This window comes from Mucilaginibacter sp. GW821-FHT07H05 (assembly GCF_059418485.1).
Map to the genome: position 1 here is coordinate 95,361 of NZ_JBWKPY010000002.1, position 20,874 is coordinate 116,234.

Annotated in this window: 17 protein-coding genes and 1 tRNA gene; 8 read left to right on the plus strand and 10 right to left on the minus strand. The window is 46.7% G+C overall.

All coding sequences use genetic code 11. The features are described from left to right. Window positions 1-186 precede the first annotated feature (186 nt). From trhO to AC07M6_RS04470, 3 genes are all read right to left on the minus strand, one after another. Window positions 187-1,134, minus strand: a complete 948-nt coding sequence (gene trhO / locus AC07M6_RS04460) for an oxygen-dependent tRNA uridine(34) hydroxylase TrhO (protein ID WP_494887720.1) — start codon at window positions 1,132-1,134, stop codon at window positions 187-189. A gap of 113 nt (window positions 1,135-1,247) precedes the next feature. Continuing rightward, on the minus strand, window positions 1,248-1,604 hold the full coding sequence (locus AC07M6_RS04465) for a hypothetical protein (RefSeq protein ID WP_494887721.1): 357 nt from the start codon (window positions 1,602-1,604) through the stop codon (window positions 1,248-1,250). Between the two features lie 114 nt (window positions 1,605-1,718). Next, on the minus strand, window positions 1,719-4,160 hold the full coding sequence (locus AC07M6_RS04470) for a DUF5686 and carboxypeptidase regulatory-like domain-containing protein (RefSeq protein WP_494887722.1): 2,442 nt from the start codon (window positions 4,158-4,160) through the stop codon (window positions 1,719-1,721). A 121-nt stretch (window positions 4,161-4,281) separates the two neighbouring features. Here AC07M6_RS04470 and kbl point away from each other — a divergent pair, with 121 nt between their 5' ends. From kbl to AC07M6_RS04510, 8 genes are all read left to right on the plus strand, one after another. Beyond that, complete coding sequence (gene kbl, locus AC07M6_RS04475) at window positions 4,282-5,472, plus strand: glycine C-acetyltransferase (RefSeq protein ID WP_494887723.1); 1,191 nt, start codon at window positions 4,282-4,284, stop codon at window positions 5,470-5,472. 29 nt (window positions 5,473-5,501) lie between these two features. Beyond that, complete coding sequence (locus AC07M6_RS04480; RefSeq protein WP_494887724.1) at window positions 5,502-6,260, plus strand: hypothetical protein; 759 nt, start codon at window positions 5,502-5,504, stop codon at window positions 6,258-6,260. After that, entirely contained in the window at window positions 6,260-7,291 is a 1,032-nt protein-coding gene (pheS, locus tag AC07M6_RS04485; protein ID WP_494887725.1) for a phenylalanine--tRNA ligase subunit alpha, read from the plus strand. The genes AC07M6_RS04480 and pheS overlap by 1 nt, the downstream gene beginning before the upstream one ends. Continuing rightward, window positions 7,291-7,710, plus strand: a complete 420-nt coding sequence (locus AC07M6_RS04490) for a Rieske (2Fe-2S) protein (RefSeq protein ID WP_494887726.1) — start codon at window positions 7,291-7,293, stop codon at window positions 7,708-7,710. Before pheS ends, AC07M6_RS04490 begins: the two co-directional genes overlap by 1 nt. A gap of 5 nt (window positions 7,711-7,715) precedes the next feature. After that, entirely contained in the window at window positions 7,716-8,297 is a 582-nt protein-coding gene (locus AC07M6_RS04495; protein WP_494887727.1) for a TetR/AcrR family transcriptional regulator, read from the plus strand. A gap of 94 nt (window positions 8,298-8,391) precedes the next feature. After that, window positions 8,392-8,847: a DUF1569 domain-containing protein gene (locus AC07M6_RS04500; RefSeq protein ID WP_494887728.1), complete on the plus strand. Its 456-nt coding sequence runs from the start codon at window positions 8,392-8,394 to the stop codon at window positions 8,845-8,847. A gap of 106 nt (window positions 8,848-8,953) precedes the next feature. After that, on the plus strand, window positions 8,954-10,876 hold the full coding sequence (locus tag AC07M6_RS04505) for a TlpA family protein disulfide reductase (RefSeq protein ID WP_494887729.1): 1,923 nt from the start codon (window positions 8,954-8,956) through the stop codon (window positions 10,874-10,876). A gap of 66 nt (window positions 10,877-10,942) precedes the next feature. After that, the gene (locus AC07M6_RS04510; protein WP_494887730.1) at window positions 10,943-11,713 is read left to right on the plus strand and encodes a cupin domain-containing protein; all 771 of its coding nucleotides are present in this window, start codon (window positions 10,943-10,945) and stop codon (window positions 11,711-11,713) included. A gap of 410 nt (window positions 11,714-12,123) precedes the next feature. Here the strand turns inward: AC07M6_RS04510 and AC07M6_RS04515 are convergent. The 7 genes from AC07M6_RS04515 to AC07M6_RS04545 form a co-directional block, all read right to left on the minus strand. After that, window positions 12,124-12,198, minus strand: a tRNA-Val gene (locus AC07M6_RS04515). A 114-nt stretch (window positions 12,199-12,312) separates the two neighbouring features. Beyond that, window positions 12,313-13,644 carry a right-handed parallel beta-helix repeat-containing protein gene (locus tag AC07M6_RS04520; RefSeq protein WP_494887731.1) on the minus strand — a complete coding sequence of 444 codons (1,332 nt, stop codon included), beginning with the start codon at window positions 13,642-13,644 and terminating at the stop codon, window positions 12,313-12,315. A gap of 140 nt (window positions 13,645-13,784) precedes the next feature. Then, window positions 13,785-14,231, minus strand: a complete 447-nt coding sequence (locus AC07M6_RS04525) for a hypothetical protein (RefSeq protein WP_494887732.1) — start codon at window positions 14,229-14,231, stop codon at window positions 13,785-13,787. Between the two features lie 37 nt (window positions 14,232-14,268). Further along, window positions 14,269-18,225, minus strand: a complete 3,957-nt coding sequence (locus tag AC07M6_RS04530) for a Pls/PosA family non-ribosomal peptide synthetase (RefSeq protein WP_494887733.1) — start codon at window positions 18,223-18,225, stop codon at window positions 14,269-14,271. Between the two features lie 120 nt (window positions 18,226-18,345). Continuing rightward, entirely contained in the window at window positions 18,346-18,657 is a 312-nt protein-coding gene (locus tag AC07M6_RS04535; RefSeq protein WP_494887734.1) for a hypothetical protein, read from the minus strand. A 315-nt stretch (window positions 18,658-18,972) separates the two neighbouring features. Further along, the gene (locus AC07M6_RS04540; RefSeq protein WP_494887735.1) at window positions 18,973-19,926 is read right to left on the minus strand and encodes a 6-bladed beta-propeller; all 954 of its coding nucleotides are present in this window, start codon (window positions 19,924-19,926) and stop codon (window positions 18,973-18,975) included. A 1-nt stretch (window position 19,927) separates the two neighbouring features. Next, window positions 19,928-20,863 (minus strand): dihydrodipicolinate synthase family protein, encoded by a 936-nt coding sequence (locus tag AC07M6_RS04545; RefSeq protein ID WP_494887736.1) that lies wholly within the window; start codon window positions 20,861-20,863, stop codon window positions 19,928-19,930. Between the last annotated feature and the right edge of the window lie 11 nt (window positions 20,864-20,874).

Sequence of the window (20,874 nt, forward strand, 5' to 3'; positions counted from 1 at the left end):
AACCCCCTGAAGGGGGAATATATAAAAGAAGAAAGGCTTGCAAAATTGCAAGCCTTTCTTCTTTTATACCAAATTGTCATTGCGAGGAGCGGCGTTGGGCCGTGTGATAGGGCGACGTGGCAATCTCGTAGTTCGCAAATCAAACTACGAGATTGCCACGCTATCGCTCACAATGACAAGCTATTTCTAAACCAATTCCTTTTTCTTCACATTAACCGGTTGCGGAACTTTTACATAATAGCCGGTACCATCATACACACGCTTGCGCGGATGGCTTTGGCAGGCATCGCTGCAGCAGCCTTCTAATTGCTCGCCGCAGGCATCGCATTGGGTAAAGTGCTCGTTACATTCCGGGTTGGCGCAGTTGATCATCTTATCGGTTACCGTACCGCAGTTGCGGCAGGTAGATATCACCACCGGGTTAACTGAGTTTACATCAACCGAAAGGCGGTTATCAAACACATAACATTTACCTTCAAAATCCTGGCCGCCGGCTTCCTTACCGTATTTTATAATGCCGCCGTGCAACTGATAAACGTCACTAAAGCCCTCGTGCAACAGCAAAGCCGATGCCTTTTCGCATTTAATGCCGCCGGTGCAATAGGTCAGGATCTTTTTATCCTTAAATTTTGCCAACGCGTTAATCTGGGCCGGAAAATCGCGGAAGTTCTCGATATCAAGCGTAACCGCGTTTTTAAAGCGGCCAAGCGAATGCTCATAGTCCGACCGTACATCCAATATCACCACATCGTCGCGGTCTTTCATCGCTAAAAACTCGGCCGGCTCCAGGTGCTTGCCGGTTTGGCGGTTTGGGTCGATCATCTGCGGATCGCGCAGGCCCGAGTGTACAATCTCCGATTTATAGCGGCAATGCATCTTTACAAACGAAGGTTCTTCAACGTTATCTATTTTAAAATCGGTTTTGGCAAAACGCTCATCGGCATGGATAGCCTCCATGTAAGCTTTGCAAGCTTCCACCGTGCCCGATACGGTGCCGTTTAAACCTTCTTCGGCCACAATAATGCGCCCCACCAGGTTTAAACTTTTACAAAATTTTAAATGATCGGCCGCGAATTGCTCCGCGTCCGCTATTGTTGAATAACAATAGTAGAGTAGTGTTTGATATTGTTCCATGAAACCATTGATACTGTTGCAAGCAGCGTTTAATGCGGTGCAAAGGTAACAAATTGGGCGGAAAGGTAAAAGGCAAACCGAAAAGCTACCCTGTCAATCTTTTGTATAATTAATTACCGGCGTTTACCTTGTGCTTTGGCTACCTGCTTAACTGCTTCGGCTAACAGGCGTTTGCCATCTTCGTTAAGCGCCGTAGTTTGGTCGTCGTCATTTAATTCGTAAACAATGTGGCCATTTTTATCGCACTCGGCAGTAAGCTTTTCATCATTGTGCTTGTATTTAAAATAACTGAGGGGCGCCATGCTGCTGATGCCGGTATTATCATCGTTAAAAACAATACGGCCTGAAAATTCGATCTTTGTTGAATTACGGCCATCGTTTATTGAAATAACGGAGTGTTTGCCGTGGTGGCATGCTGCTGCTATAACCGATAGCGACAGTGCAATAAATAGCGTTTGTATCTTTTTCATGTCTGTTAATTTTATATTGAACAATACAAAGATAATATTAAACATGGTACTATACAATACATAGTACTATTTATTTACAAAAAATATCGAATGCGTTTTGCGCGGGCCGAAATGTTATTTCAAGCCGTAAAATATTTTAATGCCCTGCATCACTTTGTGGTTCCCATCATAAGCAAAGCCATAATCAAACCTAAAGAACAAGCGTTTAACCCCCACATAAAACTCGTAGTAATTGCTTTTACCTTGTTCGGTTAAGTAGTTGCCCCCTACTATTTCCTCCAGCTTTAATTTGCGCAGGCCGGGGATATTGTTTAACAGGTTGCCGGTAAAATTATGCTCATAATGGGCCTCAATAAAGGCGTGGCTGGCGCTATAGGTATAAAACGGCAGGTAATGGAAGCCGCCTATTGCCGGATCGAACACGCTGCCCTGGTTACCCAAAAAATGGTTATAATCCATATAATACAGCTTACCGCGATTAAAAAAATCGCCGGCTGTAATTTTATAGGCCGAATACCCCCATAAACCCAGCGTGACATGATCGTCAAAAAGATCGGCCGAGGCAAAATCATAATCCACACCCGACATCCCTTTACGATAGTTAATGCGCAGTTGCGGATAGGCCGGCGGTTCATAAAACCGGCCTGTAGGCCTGGTAACGTAGCGCTGGTTAAATGTAAACAGCAACGATGCCTTAAATGTAAGCGCGTTATGATGCGGGAACAAAGGCGTTTCGGCCAAAGGTGTAAACGGATTATTTGACGTATACTCTTTGGTTTTATTATCAAACCAATGATTGGCCGAGTTATTATATAACTGATCGCGGGTTGAATAAGACAGTTCGGTATTCAGCAATATTCCGTTTGATAGCTCCCGCTGATAACCAAATTGAGCGTATCGCGAACGGTAATATTTTACATAGTTGTTTTCGTACAGCAAACTGCTCAGCGTATTAAACGTAAGCGACCGTGTGCCTACATTACTCAGGTCCAGCTGATCGCTGCCAAAGGCTGCAAAAAAGGCGCCCTCGTGTGGCGGATCATACTGATAGGCCAGGTTAACATTGGCATTAAACATTTTACCGGCAAAGCCATAGCGCACCATGGGCGTAATAGCAAACGAGCGGCCATCCAGGTATGTCCGGGTGAATTTTACCTTAGGGATGATACCGTAGCCCTCTACCGTATTATAATATACAGTTTGATAAAACGGATATACATACAACACATCTCCCTTGCGCCTGTTGCTGTAGCGATACCCCGTTACCGTAAAGTTAAAGGGGCTTAGCTGGTTATTGGCATGCTCAACCGAATCAAGATAAGGCAGCGATTGCCTGATGACAGCCACACTATCTTTTTTACGATAATCTTTCAGCTCCTGCGGGGTTAAAGGCAGCGGCCGTGTTTTGGCCCAGTAGCTGCTATCCTTTTTATTAGCCGCGGTATCAATCCGCATAATCTCGCCATCAAAAAAACCTTCCGGAAACTGGGGGTCCAGGTTGTAATTGTTATATATGGCGGCATAATAGCCTTCAAACTTAAATCCCAATACATTCCCCTTAAAGTTATATTGAGTGGCGCCCGGCATCCAGATGCTATCCCTTACGGGGATATACTGCTGGCTGATCTCCAGCGTATCTACCAGGTTGATATTAGCATCCTTGGTGATCAGCAGATCGGTACCGTATATGCGCCAGTCGCCTTCCACAATATAAATTACACCGCGGAAAACGGGATCGTGTTTACGTTTAGGTATCACCTGTATCTTATCAATGGTTTTACCATTTTCAATAGTCGACCCCAATAGTTTATAATTGTAAAACAACATGGCTCCCGCTGCCACCGGCGAAACAAAACTACGCGGACTTAACCCATTTATACGAAACAGGTTACGGTAAAAATTCACCTTCAGGTCTGACGCCTTATTATAGCTGAACGCGGTGTTCTGCCCGGCAACTTTAGATGCGATCATCACCTCCTTAACTTTACCCGGCTCTTTAAAATTGTAGTTTGATAACGATTCTGATTGATACAGGATACCCTTACCGGTACTATCCAGTTCAAGCATCGCTGAAACATCCCTCCCTAATAGTTTTTTCGGGGCGCTTATTAATTTCTGCACCCCTTTTATATAAACTGTGGCCGTATATTGCTTTACCTGGTTAAGGTAAAACTCGCGTTTATTAATTACCTGCTGTATAATTTCTTTCGCCACATCCCCTCGCCTTGAACGTACAACCGCGGTTTTCAGCAGGAAGCTATCGGCTACCATAATGATATCCCGGTGCTCGTCGTGATCGGCAATGGTTATGTTTTCCGTACGTTCTTTATAGCCTACAAAGCGGTATATCACGCTATAGTTACCGGGCTTAAGGTTGAAATTATAATAGCCATTCTCGTTAGCGGATGTGCCGTGGGTAGTATTTTTAATATATACCGAAGCAAAGCCTATCGGCTGGCTTTGTCCGTCCGTAATGCGACCGCTTAATTGGTATGTTTGTCCCGATGCATGAAGGGTGATTAGGGAAACAAACAGTAAGAGTAAAAATTTTCTCATATAACTATATTTATAAAGCATTTTTATAGCGGAAATGTTTGTATGCAGGCATAATAAATCAGCCACATACACGCTAAATGCCCGCTAATGCTTAAATTTGGTGTTTTATAAAACATCAGCTATGTACGATACCCTTAAGCCTGTATTAAAACAGGAATTGGCCGAAATAGAAAAAGCCGGATTATTTAAACGCGAACGCATTATCACATCGGCCCAGGGGGCGGATATTACCGTGCTGGGCGGGCAGGAAGTGATTAATTTTTGCGCCAATAACTACCTTGGCTTATCGGGCAATGCGAAAGTGATTGAAGCAGCCAAAAAGATAATGGATCTACGTGGCTACGGCCTGTCGTCGGTACGTTTTATCTGCGGTACACAGGATATCCATAAAGTGCTGGAGTTAAAAATATCCCAATTTTTAGGCACCGAAGATACCATCCTTTACGCCGCGGCATTTGATGCCAACGGCGGCGTGTTTGAACCGCTTTTTAACGAGCAGGACGCCATTATCTCCGACGAATTGAACCACGCTTCCATTATCGACGGCGTGCGCTTATGCAAGGCCCAGCGCCAGCGTTACAAGCACGATGATATGGCCGATCTGGAAGAAAAACTAAAGGCTACCGAAAGCTGCCGTCACCGCATTATTGTAACCGACGGCGCCTTCAGTATGGATGGCACTATTGCCCAACTGGATAAAATTTGCGACCTGGCCGATCAGTACAAAGCTTTGGTGATGATTGACGAAAGCCACTGCTCGGGCTTTATGGGCAAAACTGGCAGGGGTACGCACGAACACCATAACGTAATGGGCCGTATCGATATCATTACCGGCACTTTGGGTAAAGCATTAGGTGGCGCATCGGGCGGTTTTACATCCGGAAGGAAAGAAATTATTGATATGTTGCGCCAGCGTTCGCGTCCATATTTATTCAGTAACACGCTTGCCCCTGCAATTACCGGCGCATCTATAGCAGTGCTGGATATGCTGAGCGAAACTACTGAACTGCGCGATAAGCTGGAAAGCAATACCAAATACTTCCGCGAGGCAATGACCGCCGCCGGCTTTGATATTAAACCTGGCATACATCCTATTGTACCGGTAATGCTGTATGATGCCAAGCTATCGCAAACCTTTGCCGCCAAAATGCTGGAAGAAGGTATTTATGTGATCGGCTTTTACTACCCGGTAGTACCGCAAGGTAAGGCCCGTATCCGTGTGCAGATTTCCGCTGCGCACGATAGGGCGCATTTAGATAAAGCCATTGCGGCGTTTACTAAGGTGGGTAAAGAATTAGGGGTGATTAAGTAAAACAAATAGTCGTATTTTTGCCTGTTAAGATGGTACGTTTAATCGTTTTTCTTGGAATTATTGGTATTTGCACCATTAGCCCGGCTGCTTACTCTCAAAAAAAGGATAAGGGTGACGATGTGTATGGCATTCCGGCCAGCCCGAAAGACACCGTAAACCATCATCAAACTTTGATTGATGACCTTAATTTTATCATAGATGATTTTGTTAAAGGCTATGTATTGCTGCCATCGGGTGTTAAGCTAAATGGACTGGTTAGGTTTAATGGCGTTACGGCTATTTATAAGGATACTATTGCCGATAAAACCACAAGATATGACCCAAAGGAAATAATGGAATTTGTAGCAGCGGCCGATACATTTAGAGTGCTTACAGATACAACAATTGTACCGCCCAATCCTCATATGGCATCGTTTGGCGATAAGCTTTTTATTAGTAAAGTATTTGTTAAAGAAATGGTTTATGGTGCAAAACTTTGTTTATATAAGCAAACTTTATTTTCGAACACGGCCCCAATGACCATGATGATGCCGGTAGGAGTGGGAAGAAATATGGTGATGAGACAAATGCCCGGCTCAATACGTAAAAGCATGTCGAAAAACAATTTTTTCATAAAGCGACCTGGCGAAAACCGTTATATCATCATACCCGAAAACAACAAAGAATTTAAAAAAGTACTGGCTAAATACTTTAAGGATAGTAACAAACTTGCAGAGGACATAAAAGCCGATAAGTTAGTTTACGAGGATATAGAAGAAATAGTAAATCAATACAATAAGAAGAGTTAATGCAAGATCAGATCAATCAATATACTTTAGAGATAGAAGAATTTGCACCGGCAAACGCGGCGCAGCTGGAAGAATTCCGCATCCGCTGGTTAGGCACCAAGGGGATAGTGAAAGACCTGTTTGAGCAATTTAAAGCCGTTAGCCCCGAAGAAAAGCGGGTGCTGGGTAAAGTATTGAACCAGTTTAAACAAAGTACCGAAGCTAAATATAACGAGTTTAAAGAGGGTTTTGACTCAGAACTTAAGACTCAGGACTCAGAACTTGATCTTACCCTACCGGGCGAAGGTTTCGCAGTTGGCTCGCGGCATCCGCTTTCGCTGGTACGGAACGAGATCATCGATATTTTTAAGCGTTTAGGATTTGTGGTGGCCGAAGGGCCGGAGATTGAAGACGACTGGCACAACTTCTCGGCCCTGAACTTCCCGGCCGAGCATCCTGCGCGTGATATGCAGGATACCTTCTTTATTAAAAAGGAAGAAGGTAATGATATTGCCCTGCGTACGCATACCTCATCGGTACAAGTGCGGATGATGGAGCAGGGGAAACCGCCGTTCCGCGCCATTATGCCGGGCCGCGTTTACCGTAACGAGGCGATATCGGCCCGTGCGCATTGCTTTTTCCACCAGGTAGAGGGTTTGTATATTGATGAGAACGTATCGTTTGCCGATCTGAAACAAACACTGTTTCATTTTGTGACCGAACTATACGGCGAGGGTACCAAAGTGCGTTTCCGCCCGTCGTATTTTCCGTTTACCGAACCATCGGCCGAAATGGATATCTCCTGTACCATATGTAAAGGGGCCGGCTGCAACATGTGTAAATACAGTGGTTGGGTTGAGATTTTGGGCTGCGGCATGGTTGACCCCAATGTGCTGGAAAATTGCGGCATAGATAGTAAGAAGTATACAGGCTTTGCGTTTGGTATGGGTATCGAGCGTATTGCCAACCTGAAATGGGTGATCCGCGACCTGCGCCTGTTCTCGGAGAACGATGCGCGCTTTTTAAAACAGTTTAAAACAGAAATTATATAATGATGAGGAAATTGGGCTTGCTGGTTATCTTAACAGTCTCTTTTCTTTCGTGCGCGAAGGATAACGGGAGCAGTATACCCAGCGTGCCCGTAAATTTCCAGGCCGCCTTGTCGGATACCCGCATTAACAAGTTAAACAGTCCCGGTAGCGCGGTTGTAGTGAATGGCTATGGTGTGGCAGGCTTGCTGTTATATCGTGATGCTGCCGGCTTATACCATGCTTACGACCGTTGCAGCAGCTACGAGCCCGAAAAAAAATGTGCGGTTACTATTGATGATAGCGGCTTTACCGTAACCGACCCTTGCAGCGGCTCTAAATTCTCGTTAAATGATGGCTCGCCGGTAAAAGCGCCGGCATCAAAATCGCTTCGTGTGTATGATGCGTATGTAAGTAATTTCCAACTCTTCGTTTCGAACTAAAGCACATGGAAGCCGACAAAATTAAAGAAAGTATCAAACGGGCCGCGCAGGACCTGTTCCGCAAGTTTGGCTACCATAAAACCAGCGTGAACGAGATTGCCAGGCGCGCCAAAATAGCCAAGGCTACCATTTACAAATACTTCGACAGCAAGGAGGATGTACTACACTCGTTACTGATGGATTATATCCGCGTAAGCGTAGACGACCTGGTACATGCCGACAACGCAGATATGGACGAAGAAGCCCACCTGAACAGTTTAATTATGAAAACCAGCCGCCTCTCCTACACCATTTGTAACGAGTTTATCGGCTGGGACTTTATCCGCGAATCCACAAACTCGCAGGAGTTTCTGAAAAACCTGAGTAACGAACTGGAAGAATTGCTGATCACCTCCTTTGCACAGCTTGGCGGCATCCGCAAGCACGAGACCTATTTACAGCGCCTGCGCTTCCTGATTAAGTGCAGTAAAAGCATTGTATTCAGCTTTGCCTTTACCTCGGTAAGCGATTCGGATGTACGGAAAAATTTTGTGTCTTTTCAAAAAGAGATATTGCCTTATTTGGTGAAGGCGGCGATAACAATATAGTTATCCGGAACACATCTCCTGCTTAATATCTGGTACCCTTTTTTATTGAAAACATCCGGGAATTCACCATCTTTAGGAAACCAAAATCAACAAAATGGAAAGCGTATTTAACCCCGTCGATGTTAAAGAACTAACAAACCGCATAGGTAAATTAACGCCCGGGTCGGCAGGCCAATGGGGTAAAATGAATGTATCGCAAATGCTGGCACACTGCAATGTAAGTTACGAGATGGTTTACGAGGAGGGCAAGCACCCCAAGCCTAAAGGGCTTCTGAAATTCATCCTTAAGTTATTGGTTAAAAATAAGGTAGTTGGTCCCCAACCCTACAAAAAAAACAACCCAACGGCCCCAGCCTTTATTATTAAAGAAGATAAGGACTTTGAAACAGAGAAAGCCCGCTTGCTTGGTTATCTCGATAAAACCCTGCAATTAGGCGAAGCGCATTTTGACGGAAAGGAGTCGCACTCGTTCGGCGTACTAACTGCTGGCGAATGGAATACCATGTTTTATAAACACTTAAACCATCACTTAACACAGTTTGGGGTTTAAGCATCAATTAAGCGCTTCAATTTTTTTAATGTAACCATTGGAGTGATTTTTAGGCGGGATAAGGGGATAATCCTAAATAATGCTGATATTACATTACCAAAACACCATGAAAGCAGCATTTAAAACACTCCTGGCTTTAGCATTAACTATCCGTTTGCAACCGCTATTGGCCCAAAGCCCGCTCCAAATAGCACCTGAACAACCCCAACGCGGGCAGGATGTTACCATTACCTATCATGCCGGCGCACCGGGCGCCAAAATACCAGCCGATGCCAAGGCCATTAACCTGGTGTTTACTTATTCTACCTTTTACGAGTTACCCTATAAGCTGCCGCTGGTACAAAACGGGAACGACTGGTCGGTTACGTTTAAGCTGCAGCGCTATGCCACTTTCGCTACGTTTTATGTGCAAAGCGGCACTTTGATTGATAAGCCATCCGAAACTAAACAGTATGCCATTGCTGTATATAAAGATGGCAAACGGGTGGAGAATGGCTACCTGCACGAGGGTTACAGTCTTACCGCGCAGATGGGCCGCTCGCCGCTGATCCATGATATGCAGCGGGAATTGCTGCTAACCGAACTAAAGAACCATCCCGATAACTACGAGGCCAAAGTAAGACTGATCACCAATAGCCTGGCCGCTACCAAAGATGCCGCCGAACGCAAAAAACTATACGACGAGGCGCACCGGGTAATTGCCGACCGCTTTGCCAAAGCACCAACTACTATGGGCGTGCTCAACACCGTTACCATGGGATACCTGATATTGGGCGAAAGCACCCGGGTAGATTCGGTACACCGGGTGGTGATGACCAGATATCCCGCATCTGATGCCGCGCTGGATTTCCTGGGTGGCGAGATCGCTAAAGAAAAAGATACCACCAAAAGGATCATCCGCCTGGAGCAGGCCCTAAAGACGGCCAAAAACCCTAAAGGCGATGGGGCCATATCCATCCATTCGGATTTGTTTGATTATTATGCCGCCCGTAAAAACACGCTGAAGGCCTTATATCATGCCCGCTTTTTCAGGAATGATACCAGTCCGTACCGGGCCAAAACCTTAAAGGGCATTGCCGAAACATTAACCAAATACCACCTGGCGCCTGATACAGCGCTGAAGTATGCCCAGCAAGCCCTGCAAATTGTAGATAGTTACCCCGTTGGCATCATCCGTTATTTCCCCGAGTTTGGCTATATCCCGGCTTATGTAGCCGATAGTACCCGCACAAAGCAGGTAAGCCAGGCCAAGGCTAATTTGCTGGCTACCATGGCGCTTAATCATCTAAATAAAAAGGATAACGTTGCCGCGTTAAAAGAGGCCAGCCAGGCCGAAGCCTTATCGGATGATAAGCAAACCCTAAAAGATATAGCCTACGTATATCAGCGCCTGCAGATGCCCGAAAAGGCTTTTAATAATTACTGGAAGATCCTGTTAAAGGAACCATCAGACAGTGAAGCCTTAGCCGCATCGCAAAAAAATTACCGCTCGTTTAAAGGATCGGACGAGGGTTACCAGGAAAAGCTGGACCAGTTAGCCAAAATATTAAAGCAGCAAATGACCCGCGTGGTTAAAAAGGAAGTGCTGAACCTGCCCGGTCCGCAATTAACCGCCATCAGCGATTTAAAAGGCCAGCCACTGAATATGGACCAGTTGAAAGGCAAAGTAGTGATTATGGATTTTTGGGCCACCTGGTGCGTGCCCTGTATGGAAGAATTGCCCTATCTGCAAAAGGTATATAATCAGTATAAGAACAATCCCAACGTGATGTTTATGGTAATTAACAGCGGCAGTAAAAACACGCTAACCGATGCGCAAAACTGGGCCAAACAACACAGCAACTACACCTTCCCTTTGTATTATAACGGCGACAGGGATATTGGCGATAAAGTAGGCTTTACACTGATACCAACCATAGCGGTGCTGGACCGGGCCGGTAAAATGCAGTTCCGTACCATAGGTTTTGAGGGGATGGTTTTAGAGCAAAAGCTAAGCGCGCAGATAGATCTGTTATTAGAGGGGAAGTAACAACAATCAGACTGTTATCATCTTATAAATAATTCTTATTTTCGGGTACCATTATCAACCGTTTTTATGAAAAAGCTGATCCTTGTTGCCCTCATGGCTATTGCTACCCGGTCGGTAGCGCAGCTAAACCCTATTCCATCCGGCGCTTACCACGTAGCTGATGCGCCTCTAACAAAAACCGGCGACCGCGAAAGCCGCAAGTTTGTTGAAGGCACCACTGCCGAGTTGAAATACTTCAGGGTGCATACCAGCACCCAGGCCAAGGGCGCGGCGCCCAAGCCACCACATGCCCAGGCCGATACCGAAGAACTGATATTTATTACCGAAGGCACCATGAAGTTTACCATGGGCGCTAAAAGCCAGATTTTAAAAAAGGGCAGCATTATATTGGTACCCCCGCACGAAATGCAGTCGACAGAAAACGTTGGCGATGGCCCGCTTACCTACTATGTGTTCATGTTCCGCTCCAACAAACCAATGGATTTGGAGCGTTGCGCCAAAGCCGGCGGACCAATAATGCTGAGCGCCGACTCGCTTAAATATGTGCCATCGGCCCGGGGCGGGGGCATTAAGTACTTCGACAGACCCACAGCCATGTCGGAAAAACTGGAGATGCATATTACCGAACTCAAAACCAAAGGCCCCAGTCATGCACCGCATGCGCACGTAGATACCGAACTGATACTGGTGCTGGAAGGTGATACCGAAGAAACCATTAACGGCAAAACCTACAAAGCATCGGCCGGAGATTTCTATTTGATGAACAGTAACGAGATGCATGGGATTAATAATCCTAATGATACGCCGTGTAAGTATTTGGCGATTAGGTGGAAGTAGACTGTTCCTATCGGCAATTAGGCTAAAGCCTTTTTTACATATGCATATATCCGTTGGCTAAAGCCAACGGCAATGACTATTAATATCACAATTTTCAGTTAATTGCCGTCCCATTTATGGGGCGGTTATCAGTTCAAATAAAGTGGCTTTAGCCAAACCCGCTCTGTACGCAGATCCACTTATTGGGGTAAGGGCTACATTCAACAGCGGTTATGAATCCAACAACAGCATCCATAATAGTACGCTATTATGGCCTCACCCAACACGCTCAACTGATTAGGCTGGGCTTGGTAAGCTGGAAGCTTACCATATTATAGGTCGAAGTTACGCTCCGCTAAACTTCGACCAGTTAAGTAACTACGTTAAACAAAAAACCCCTTAGATTATCTCTAAGAGGCTTGATTTTTAAGTGGGAGTTACTGGGTTCGAACCAGTGACCCTCTGCTTGTAAGGCAGATGCTCTGAACCAGCTGAGCTAAACTCCCTTGTTTTGGGACTGCAAATATAGGCGCATTAGTCAATTGTTCAAAATAAAATTTAAATTAATTATAAAGGGCTTATTTGAAGCCTTTTATAATAAGCCAGCAACCCTTTCTTTATTATTTACCCACTTCAAATGCGCCTAATTCGGGGGCTTTGCCTTTAAATGGGAAGCCTATATCTACGCCTTTATCTACAAACTGACTTTTGGGTTTTAGCTTCATAAAGCCGGTATCGGGGAGGCTGCCATCAGGCTTGCGCGGGGCAATCAGCAGGGTTTCGTCCAGGCTTACAAAATCATCGGCAGTGGCGGCCATGTTCAAATCAAAGTAATTATGGCTCAGGTCGCATTTAGCAACATCCAGCATATCTACTTCTTTATTGCCTTTGTAGCCCAGGTTATTGCGCATTTTGTGGCCATAGCCTGGCACATCGGCCATTACTTCTTCTTTCAGGCGGTTCAGCATATTAAAATTAGTGCCGTTGCGATAGGCGCTGTTATTGTACCAAAAACTGCCGTTAATATGGTGGTTGCTGTAAAAGCCGTTAGCCTTGTTGCCAACCGCCAGGCAAAACTGTATCGTATTTTGCGGGATAGGATTGGGCAGTTGATTAGCCGGACGGCGCGCATAGCCCCCTGCTTTAAAACCGTTACCATCGCCGGCGCTTTTAAAGTTAGCATCGAAACCGTTGTAAAAGGCCCAGCAGTTATCAAACGTGGTGGCTTCAAAGGCGTTAATGCAATCGTAGCCGTCGTCACTATTAAACCAGGCGCGGCAACCTCTAAATACATTCCCCTTGCTGCCCGGCTGCGGGTGGTTACCAAAGCCGTCACTATTACCGCCGCGGCCGTTTTCCGAAAAATTATCGAAGTTGCGATAGGCATCGCAATTCAGTATCAGGTTGTTCGATCCATTTAACAGGTAAAAGCCAATGGCCATGCTATCGTGCATGCTGAGCTGCTCGTAAATATTATTGCTGCCGTGGTTCTCAAAACACTCGGATTGGGTATGGGTTTTAATGGTCACCTGTACGCCGGTCACTTCAAAACCTTTCAGGTGGATCCACGATCCGGTTACGTAAAATGCAGCCACCCTAAAATTAGCCGGCTTAACGGCCGAATATTCAAACACCGGCTTGTCTTTATCCTTGGTATAGGCCCAGTAGTTAATATATTTATTAGGCGTGCCGCTTTTATCTAAAAAGGTAACACAGGCATATCCCCGTAATTTCTGACTGATCTGGTCTTCGGTCATGTGATATACCCCGCCGCGGATATAAACCGTATCACCGGGACTTACCAGCGATTGCGCTTTTTGCAACGTAGCCAGTGGTTTTTTAAACGTGCCGGGGTTATCGTCTTTGCCATCGGTGGCAACATAATAAACAGCCGGGAAGGCTAACAGACTTTGTGCAGTTAAAAACAGCGTGAGCAGGATCAGTTTTTTCATATCCGGGGGTGTTTTATTTTATGATAGTTCCGCGCGGGCGGTTAATACAATTGGTAACAGTAAATCTCCGACTTTGGGGATAATTACCCATCCTGCCGTATCCTGCTTTAACCGTAACAAATAGGATAGGGAAAAGGGCTTTATACATTCGGCTTGAAGAGTTGAAAGGCCTCTTCCCTGTTGCGCAAAGGCCGCAATGTGTATAAAAATATGCTTACCGCGATAGCGACACTGCCAATCACTAAAAACTCGAAACAGGACGACCACGTTGTACCCCGATCGCCAAAACCATAGATCAGGACAGCGAATAATAAAAACAGCAGTAACTCCAGCGTTCCCCAGGCTATCAGTTTTTTAACTATTAATGAGGTATTGGTTTTGCATATCAGATTAAGCGCTATAAAAAACACAAACCAAACCGGCACAGATAGTAACAGCGACTCAAAAAGCAAAATCAGGTACCCCCAAAGCGGCAAATAAGCGCTGATGCCGCGCGAAGCAAAGAAATAAAGAATATAGATGTGCGGAACGGCCAATGACGTGCTAAGCCATATACGTGCCGAATACTGAAACGAATTGTAATGCATACTGCGGGTCGGGGCAAACAAATATAACTAAAAACTCCTACACGGCGCTAACGGGGCTACCCGCCCAACTGGTACCGGGCGCCAAACGTTCGCCTTTCATCACCAGGGATAGCGGTTCAATGTTATTATCATTTCCTACCTCGCTATCGTACAAAACAATGGTGCGGGCGCCAACATTCACCCGGTCGCCTATTTTAACGTGGCCAATTTTCATTACCCGGTCTTCAAACAGGTGGGTTTGGGGGCCGCAGTCCTCATTCATAGCGGTATCATCGCCAATCTCAATCATATCATGCTCGGTAAAATCGGTCGTGTTCAGCCAAACGCGTTTGCCGGTTTTCATGCCCATCAGGCGCAGGGCCATGGGCAACCACGGCGTGCCTTGCAGGTATTCCAGCAAAAAGGGAACAGCCAACGCTTCGTAGGTAGTAGTAATAGCCTCGCTGCGCCAAACCTTCCAGGTCCACATGGGCTTTTGTTCGGCTTTATATTTGCCAATGAATACCCATTTCAGTATCACCGTGAGCAAAAACGCGGGGATACCCATCAGGCCCAGGTAATAAATAGGGAACCAAAACAAGCCCTCCTCAAACGATTTATCTATAATAATATCGTGCCCATAGGCGATGAACAGGATACTGAAGCAAATAATGGCGGTTTCGGGTAGGATGATCCGCACCAGCTCTACCGAACCGCGTGCAATCCTGCGTCTGCGCGATGGTTTGGAAATGAGCGAAATATCAAAAGCATTACTTTCCTGCCGGCGTGGGATAGCGATAGCCGGCGAACCAAACCAGTCGCGGGCAGTATTCTCTGCCATTTGCCCTGCCGTTGGCGGGGTAGATAGTACACCAATAAGCATATTAGGCGGCAGCGTATACCCTTGCGGTATCAGCGCGCTGTTGCCCACAAAGCTATCATGATTGATAGTGGTTTTGGCCAGTATCAGCTGCTGGGCACGGATATCGGCCTCGCCCAGGGTAACCGCATCGGCCACGAAGGCATTATCGCCAATTTCCAGCAGAGGATGCGTAACGCTGCTGGCGGTTGACACCTCGGTATTTTTGCCCACTTTAGCCCCCAGCGCCCTAAAAAACGAGCCGATATAAACCGTAGCGTAAATAGGGTGCATCACCACCAAACTTAAAGACATTAACTGATCGGCAAACCACTTGCGTACATACATCAGGCTATAAACCGGGTATTTACCGGGCTTGATATTGTGCTGCAGCAAGCGGGTTAAAACAATGGTCTCCAGGGCAAACAGGGTAATATAAATGGCCGCCAATACCGGCACATGTATCATGTAGCTAAAGTTATAATCGGGGGCGGCATTGTCCAGGTTGTTAACCGTTACAATGGTTGGGATAAGCGGCACCAGGATAATAAAAGGAAACACAAATACAGAAAGTATAAATATCAGCTTATACTTTAGCATAGTGGTTTTGCTAACAGGTAAGGGATGCGGCAAATCGGCTATGTTTTTGGTTTCTTTTAATACCGCCGGGCTACCTTGCCAAACCTCGCCGGGCTTAATGGTTTTACCGGCCTGCAGGCAGCTCAGGTCCTGCAACTCCGACCATTCTTCCATCCGGGCGGCGCCGGCTATCAAAGCACTGCTGCCAATATAGGCGTGGCTGCCCAGGCTAATACGGCGCAGTTTCAGCCAGCCGTCTTCCACAAAAGCATTATTCAATGCCACTCCCGAACTGATGCTTACATCGCTGCCAATAATAACCAGATCTTCGGCGCCAATGGTTATGGCGCTTAATTGCGCATCGGGGGCAACTTTAACACCCATCAGGCGCAAATAGGTTGGGTAAAGCGGCGTGCCGGTTAAAAACTGTACCGGCAGCAGGTTTTGCAGGGTGCGTACAAACCACCACCTAAAATAATAGCTGCCCCAAAGCGGGTAATCGCCCTCCTTCATTCGGCCAATCAATATCCATTTTGATGCGATAGCGATAATGGTAAAAAACGGTGGGATCAGGCAAAACAGCACCAGGGCGGTACCAATAGCATAGATCTTACTTTCCATATCCTGCTCCACATAATAATAGCCCACGTATGGGATAAACACCTGTACGGCAAACAGCCCGTATATCACCATCAGCGATAGCGTTTGCGCCACCCAGCAACTGTAATAGCGCCAGTTTTTTACGGGGTTAAATACCCGTGGGGGCTTTTGCTCAATTACCTTTTTTTCCCAGCCGGCTATCAGCGCCTGCAAGGGACGCTGCATATATACATCCCTTATCGATGCCTGTGGCATGCCCGCATCGCGCCGCACGCGCGAAACAAACACCGCCGCCAAAAGCGAATCGCCGCCCAGATCGTTAAAAAAGTCCATATCGGGCTTAATCTCTTTACCTGGGAATGTTTTGCGCAGTACCCCGTAAAAACGCTCTTCTGTAGTCGCGTTGATATCAGCAGTTTCCTCGTCCGGGTTTAGTAAAAGCTGCGCGGGCACAGGCAATGCCTTCCGGTTGATCTTGCCGCTGGGCATACGGGGCATTTCGGGCAGGGCAACAATAACCGAAGGCACCATGTACAACGGTAGCGCTTTAGCTAAGCCCGCACGCAGCATCTGCTCATCAATCGCCTGCATCTCTGCCGGTACCACATAACCTATTAAATGCTCATGATTGTTCGCATCCTTTTTTACCGCTACCACCGCCGATGCTATACCCTCAAAAGCGTTCAGTCTTACTTCTATTTCGCCCAATTCAATGCGGTAGCCCCGCAGTTTTATCTGATCGTCAAAGCGGCCATGCAGGTCTATGGTGCCGTCGGGCTTTATCAGCGCGGCATCACCGGTACGATAAACCCTATCGCCCGGCATATGCTGCAAACCCCGGGGCTTGGCCACAAATTTTTCGCGGGTAAGCTGGGGCAGGTTTACATACCCCGCGGCCAGGCCGGGGCCGCTGATAACGAGTTCGCCTTGTTCGCCCGGGGGCACCAGGTTCAGGTTTTCATCTACCACTGCCAAATTGTAGTTGGGCAGTGGGTCGCCAATGGCAATTTCATCGCCCGCTTTCAGGCGGGCTATCGTTGCGGTAACAGTTGTTTCCGTTGGGCCGTAGCTGTTGTAAAATGCGCGGCCGGGGTTGGCCCCCCAACGGTTTAATACTTGTTTGGTACAGGCTTCGCCGCCGGCGTTAATTAAGCGCAGGGTAGGGATATCATCATCCATTACTGCCAGCAGACTGGGTACCGCATGCAGCACCGTAATGCGTTGCTGCTTTAGCGTGGCCGACAGTTCATCAATGGTTTTTGAAGTGGTATCATCGGCTACCCAAAGTGTGGCCCCGGCAAAATAGCTGAGCCACGTTTCCTCGCACCACATATCAAACGACACGGAAAAACCCTGGTACACCCGGTCGGTATCGGTAATATTAAATACCGTTTGCTCGGCCCGTACCAAATGACAGATATTACGGTGACTGATGGGGATCCCCTTTGGTTTACCCGTACTGCCCGATGTATACAGCACATAAGCATCGTTATCGGGGTCGGGACCGGTTGTAACAGGAATAATCTCACCCGCGCCCGGCATGGGCACCACAGCAAACAGGGGGCAGTTTAAATTCAACGGATCCTCGCTGATACAAGCCGACGCGCCAACTTCGGCCATTACCAGCTCTACCCGTTGGGCGGGTTGCTCATGATCTACAGGCACATAGGCCGCGCCGGCTTTTATAATGCCTAATATGGCCACGTGCAGTTCTATCCCGCGTTTATGCCATACGCCCACTTTATTGCCGGGCACAATTCCGTTTTGTGTAAGGTGCAGGGCCAGGGCATTGCTCCAGTTATCCAGTTGGGCGTAGGTAATACTCTGGTATCCGAAAATAAGGGCGGGACGGTTGGCGTGCGCTATAGCGCTTTGCCTGAAAAGGCTGGCCAGGGTTTCATCGCGCAGCAAATCGGGGCGGTATGCGCCCGCGATAATACCGGCAGGGTTGATCAATAAGGTTAATTCAGGGCTCACAATAGGGGTATTATAATGATATGCCTGGTTAGGACATTCAATACTAAGGAATGTTTAACAAGAAAAATAATTTAACAGAAATTTAACGTTTTAAGCCCGCTCCGGTTAGTGGGGGATTATTCACATAGCCAGATTTTGCCCCATGCGGGGATCTTCGGGCAGTATTTCCATTTCGGGGAAATCCAGGTAATCGGCATACCATTGTATGGCATCTATTACATCAAGGGCATCATCGGGCGTAACGTTAATGGTTTCAAACGCGTAAAGCTTGCTGTTAGCGTAGGCATATAGCTGGATCTCGTTACTGTTGGGCTGGAACCGTTCATTATCAATGCAGAACACGTTCACCTTTAAGCCCGTATCGCGCGAGTGTATCACATCCCGGCAGGGGTTATTAGGGTCGGTGGCTAATAAGTATACATTGTGGTCCATAATAAAGCTTAACAACGTATTTGCTGCTTAGTTTACATTATCTCAATATTTTATCCCCATCTCAAAAATTAACCATCAAATAACCAGCGAGTTAAAAAATACCCGTTTTGTGGATGTTTTTCCCGTAGAAAAGAACCATATCTATAGTAAAAACCCTTTTTTTTACCCGATTTAACCTTTTGTTAAAATGGCATTAATATTGGGTTAGATATTATGCCCTTCCAAAGGGCTGTTTTTCATAGGTAGATGTAGGGCCGGCAATACTGCGAGAGTATTTCCGGTCTTTTTTTTTGCACCCAGTTTCTGTTGCCGCCCTCAAACCCGTTCCAGCATCACCGGGTAGGTTTTACCCGAATTCCATTGCGGGATATACAGGTTCTCATTCTCATCCACACATACATCATGCGGGTGGATAAAGGCACTACCGGCTTTGGCCTGCGGCTGCAGTACCCCATCTATATAAACCGGTTCGGTTCCACCGGGTGTGGAAACAACATGGTCATGTTCATCCATAACCGTTATATACCCCGAACCGAAATTCTGGTTATCGCCCGAGCGGAAAACAGCGCCGTAAACGTTTCTTCCACTAACCACCGGTCGGCAGATGAACGAGCCCGGCAGGTGGATAGTGCTGAGATATTCCCCATCCATGGTAAAACGTTTCAGGGCATTATGGTTGCGCGATGTGATGAGTAACGCAGGTTCATCGCCACGGTTATCAATTGCTATCCCGTGCACACAATCAAACTGACCGGGCCCATCTCCTTTCCCGCCCCAGTGCCGTATATAATTGCCTTTACTATCGTATTGAATAACCAATTGGTGCCCGTAACCGTCGGTCACATAAATATCGCCATTGGGGGCTACAGCGGTTTCGGTAGGTTTGTATTCTCCGGCCGCTGTGTACAAGGGTATTTCCCTGGGATAATCTAATACTAATAGTTCCTTTCCAGTTAGCGTGGTTTTAATTACCTGGTGCCGTTGAGTATCGGTGATGTATAAAAACTCTTCGCCGTTCTCGTCATTGATAGTTAAACCGTGCCCGCCGGGATAAGTATGTCCCCAGCTGGTTTTAATCCGGCCATCTTTGTGATAAACTAATATATTATTTTGTGTTTCATTAGTGAGCAGGTACAATAAGCCGGTTTTGCTTAATACCATTTCATGGCAATCGTTCACCGGGTATAAACCGCCCTGAGGTGTCCCCCAGGCAGCATCTACCTTGTACTTGTAATGGTGATGGCCAATTAAACTATCCCTGCCCTGCATATTAACCGGTGGTTACCGACTGGCCTTTAGCATGATCTTCCAATAACTGAAAGAAGCCTACTTCGGTCAGTTCGGTCTGTAGCTGGGCATAGGCATCGTCTGATAAGGCAGTAAGCGGTAAGCGTGGATCGCCCATATCAATCCCCCGCATTTTCATAATAGCGCGCTGGGCGGCAATGGATGGATACTTAACAATGCACCTGATAAAATCAACTACCTTTGCCTGCAATTGACGGGCCTCATCAATATGGCCGTTGCGGTAGTTTTTTATGATATCTAAATAAACCGGGGCGGCAAAAGTATAGGTACTGCCAATAGCACCTACCGCGCCAACCACCAATGCGGGCAACAGCATTTCATCGTACCCAAACAGTACTTCAAACTTACCGTTCTTGTAATTCAGGCAGGCCTGGTATTCGTGCAGGGTAGATGCTGTATATTTAATACCGGCCAGGTTTGGGATACGCTGTTCGCCAAGCATTAAAAACTCAACCATATCCATCCCTACACCGGTTAATGCCGGCATGTGGTAGTAATAAAACGGCAACTGGGGCGCAGCCGAAGCAATTTCGGCCATGCAATCCACTAAATTTTGTACCGATACCGGCTTAAAATAAAATGCCGCTACCGATGAAATAGCATCCGCACCTATTTGTGCAGCATGCGCGGCCAGTTTTTTACTTTCGTGGATAGAGGTATGGCCCACATGCACCAGTACCAGCACCCGTTTGCGCGCCGCTTTAACATAAGCCTCTGCTACAGCCATTCTTTCCTCTACCGTCATATTCGGGCCTTCGCCATTGGTGCCGCAAATGTAAACCCCCGAAATGCCTTCGTCTATCAGCTTATCTACCAGCAGTGGTATAATGCCGGTATTAAGTGAACCATCGTTATGATAAGCGGCAAATGTTGCTGCAACAATCCCTTGTATTTTCATGTATATATTAG

Bases quoted from the DNA above. Each gene is read 5' to 3' on its own strand.
- trhO (WP_494887720.1), bottom strand. From the start codon at position 1,134: ATGGAACAATATCAAACACTACTCTACTATTGTTATTCAACAATAGCG.
- AC07M6_RS04465 (WP_494887721.1), bottom strand. From the start codon at position 1,604: ATGAAAAAGATACAAACGCTATTTATTGCACTGTCGCTATCGGTTATA.
- AC07M6_RS04470 (WP_494887722.1), bottom strand. From the start codon at position 4,160: ATGAGAAAATTTTTACTCTTACTGTTTGTTTCCCTAATCACCCTTCAT.
- kbl (WP_494887723.1), top strand. From the start codon at position 4,282: ATGTACGATACCCTTAAGCCTGTATTAAAACAGGAATTGGCCGAAATA.
- AC07M6_RS04480 (WP_494887724.1), top strand. From the start codon at position 5,502: ATGGTACGTTTAATCGTTTTTCTTGGAATTATTGGTATTTGCACCATT.
- pheS (WP_494887725.1), top strand. From the start codon at position 6,260: ATGCAAGATCAGATCAATCAATATACTTTAGAGATAGAAGAATTTGCA.
- AC07M6_RS04490 (WP_494887726.1), top strand. From the start codon at position 7,291: ATGATGAGGAAATTGGGCTTGCTGGTTATCTTAACAGTCTCTTTTCTT.
- AC07M6_RS04495 (WP_494887727.1), top strand. From the start codon at position 7,716: ATGGAAGCCGACAAAATTAAAGAAAGTATCAAACGGGCCGCGCAGGAC.
- AC07M6_RS04500 (WP_494887728.1), top strand. From the start codon at position 8,392: ATGGAAAGCGTATTTAACCCCGTCGATGTTAAAGAACTAACAAACCGC.
- AC07M6_RS04505 (WP_494887729.1), top strand. From the start codon at position 8,954: ATGAAAGCAGCATTTAAAACACTCCTGGCTTTAGCATTAACTATCCGT.
- AC07M6_RS04510 (WP_494887730.1), top strand. From the start codon at position 10,943: ATGAAAAAGCTGATCCTTGTTGCCCTCATGGCTATTGCTACCCGGTCG.
- AC07M6_RS04520 (WP_494887731.1), bottom strand. From the start codon at position 13,644: ATGAAAAAACTGATCCTGCTCACGCTGTTTTTAACTGCACAAAGTCTG.
- AC07M6_RS04525 (WP_494887732.1), bottom strand. From the start codon at position 14,231: ATGCATTACAATTCGTTTCAGTATTCGGCACGTATATGGCTTAGCACG.
- AC07M6_RS04535 (WP_494887734.1), bottom strand. From the start codon at position 18,657: ATGGACCACAATGTATACTTATTAGCCACCGACCCTAATAACCCCTGC.
- AC07M6_RS04540 (WP_494887735.1), bottom strand. From the start codon at position 19,926: ATGCAGGGCAGGGATAGTTTAATTGGCCATCACCATTACAAGTACAAG.
- AC07M6_RS04545 (WP_494887736.1), bottom strand. From the start codon at position 20,863: ATGAAAATACAAGGGATTGTTGCAGCAACATTTGCCGCTTATCATAAC.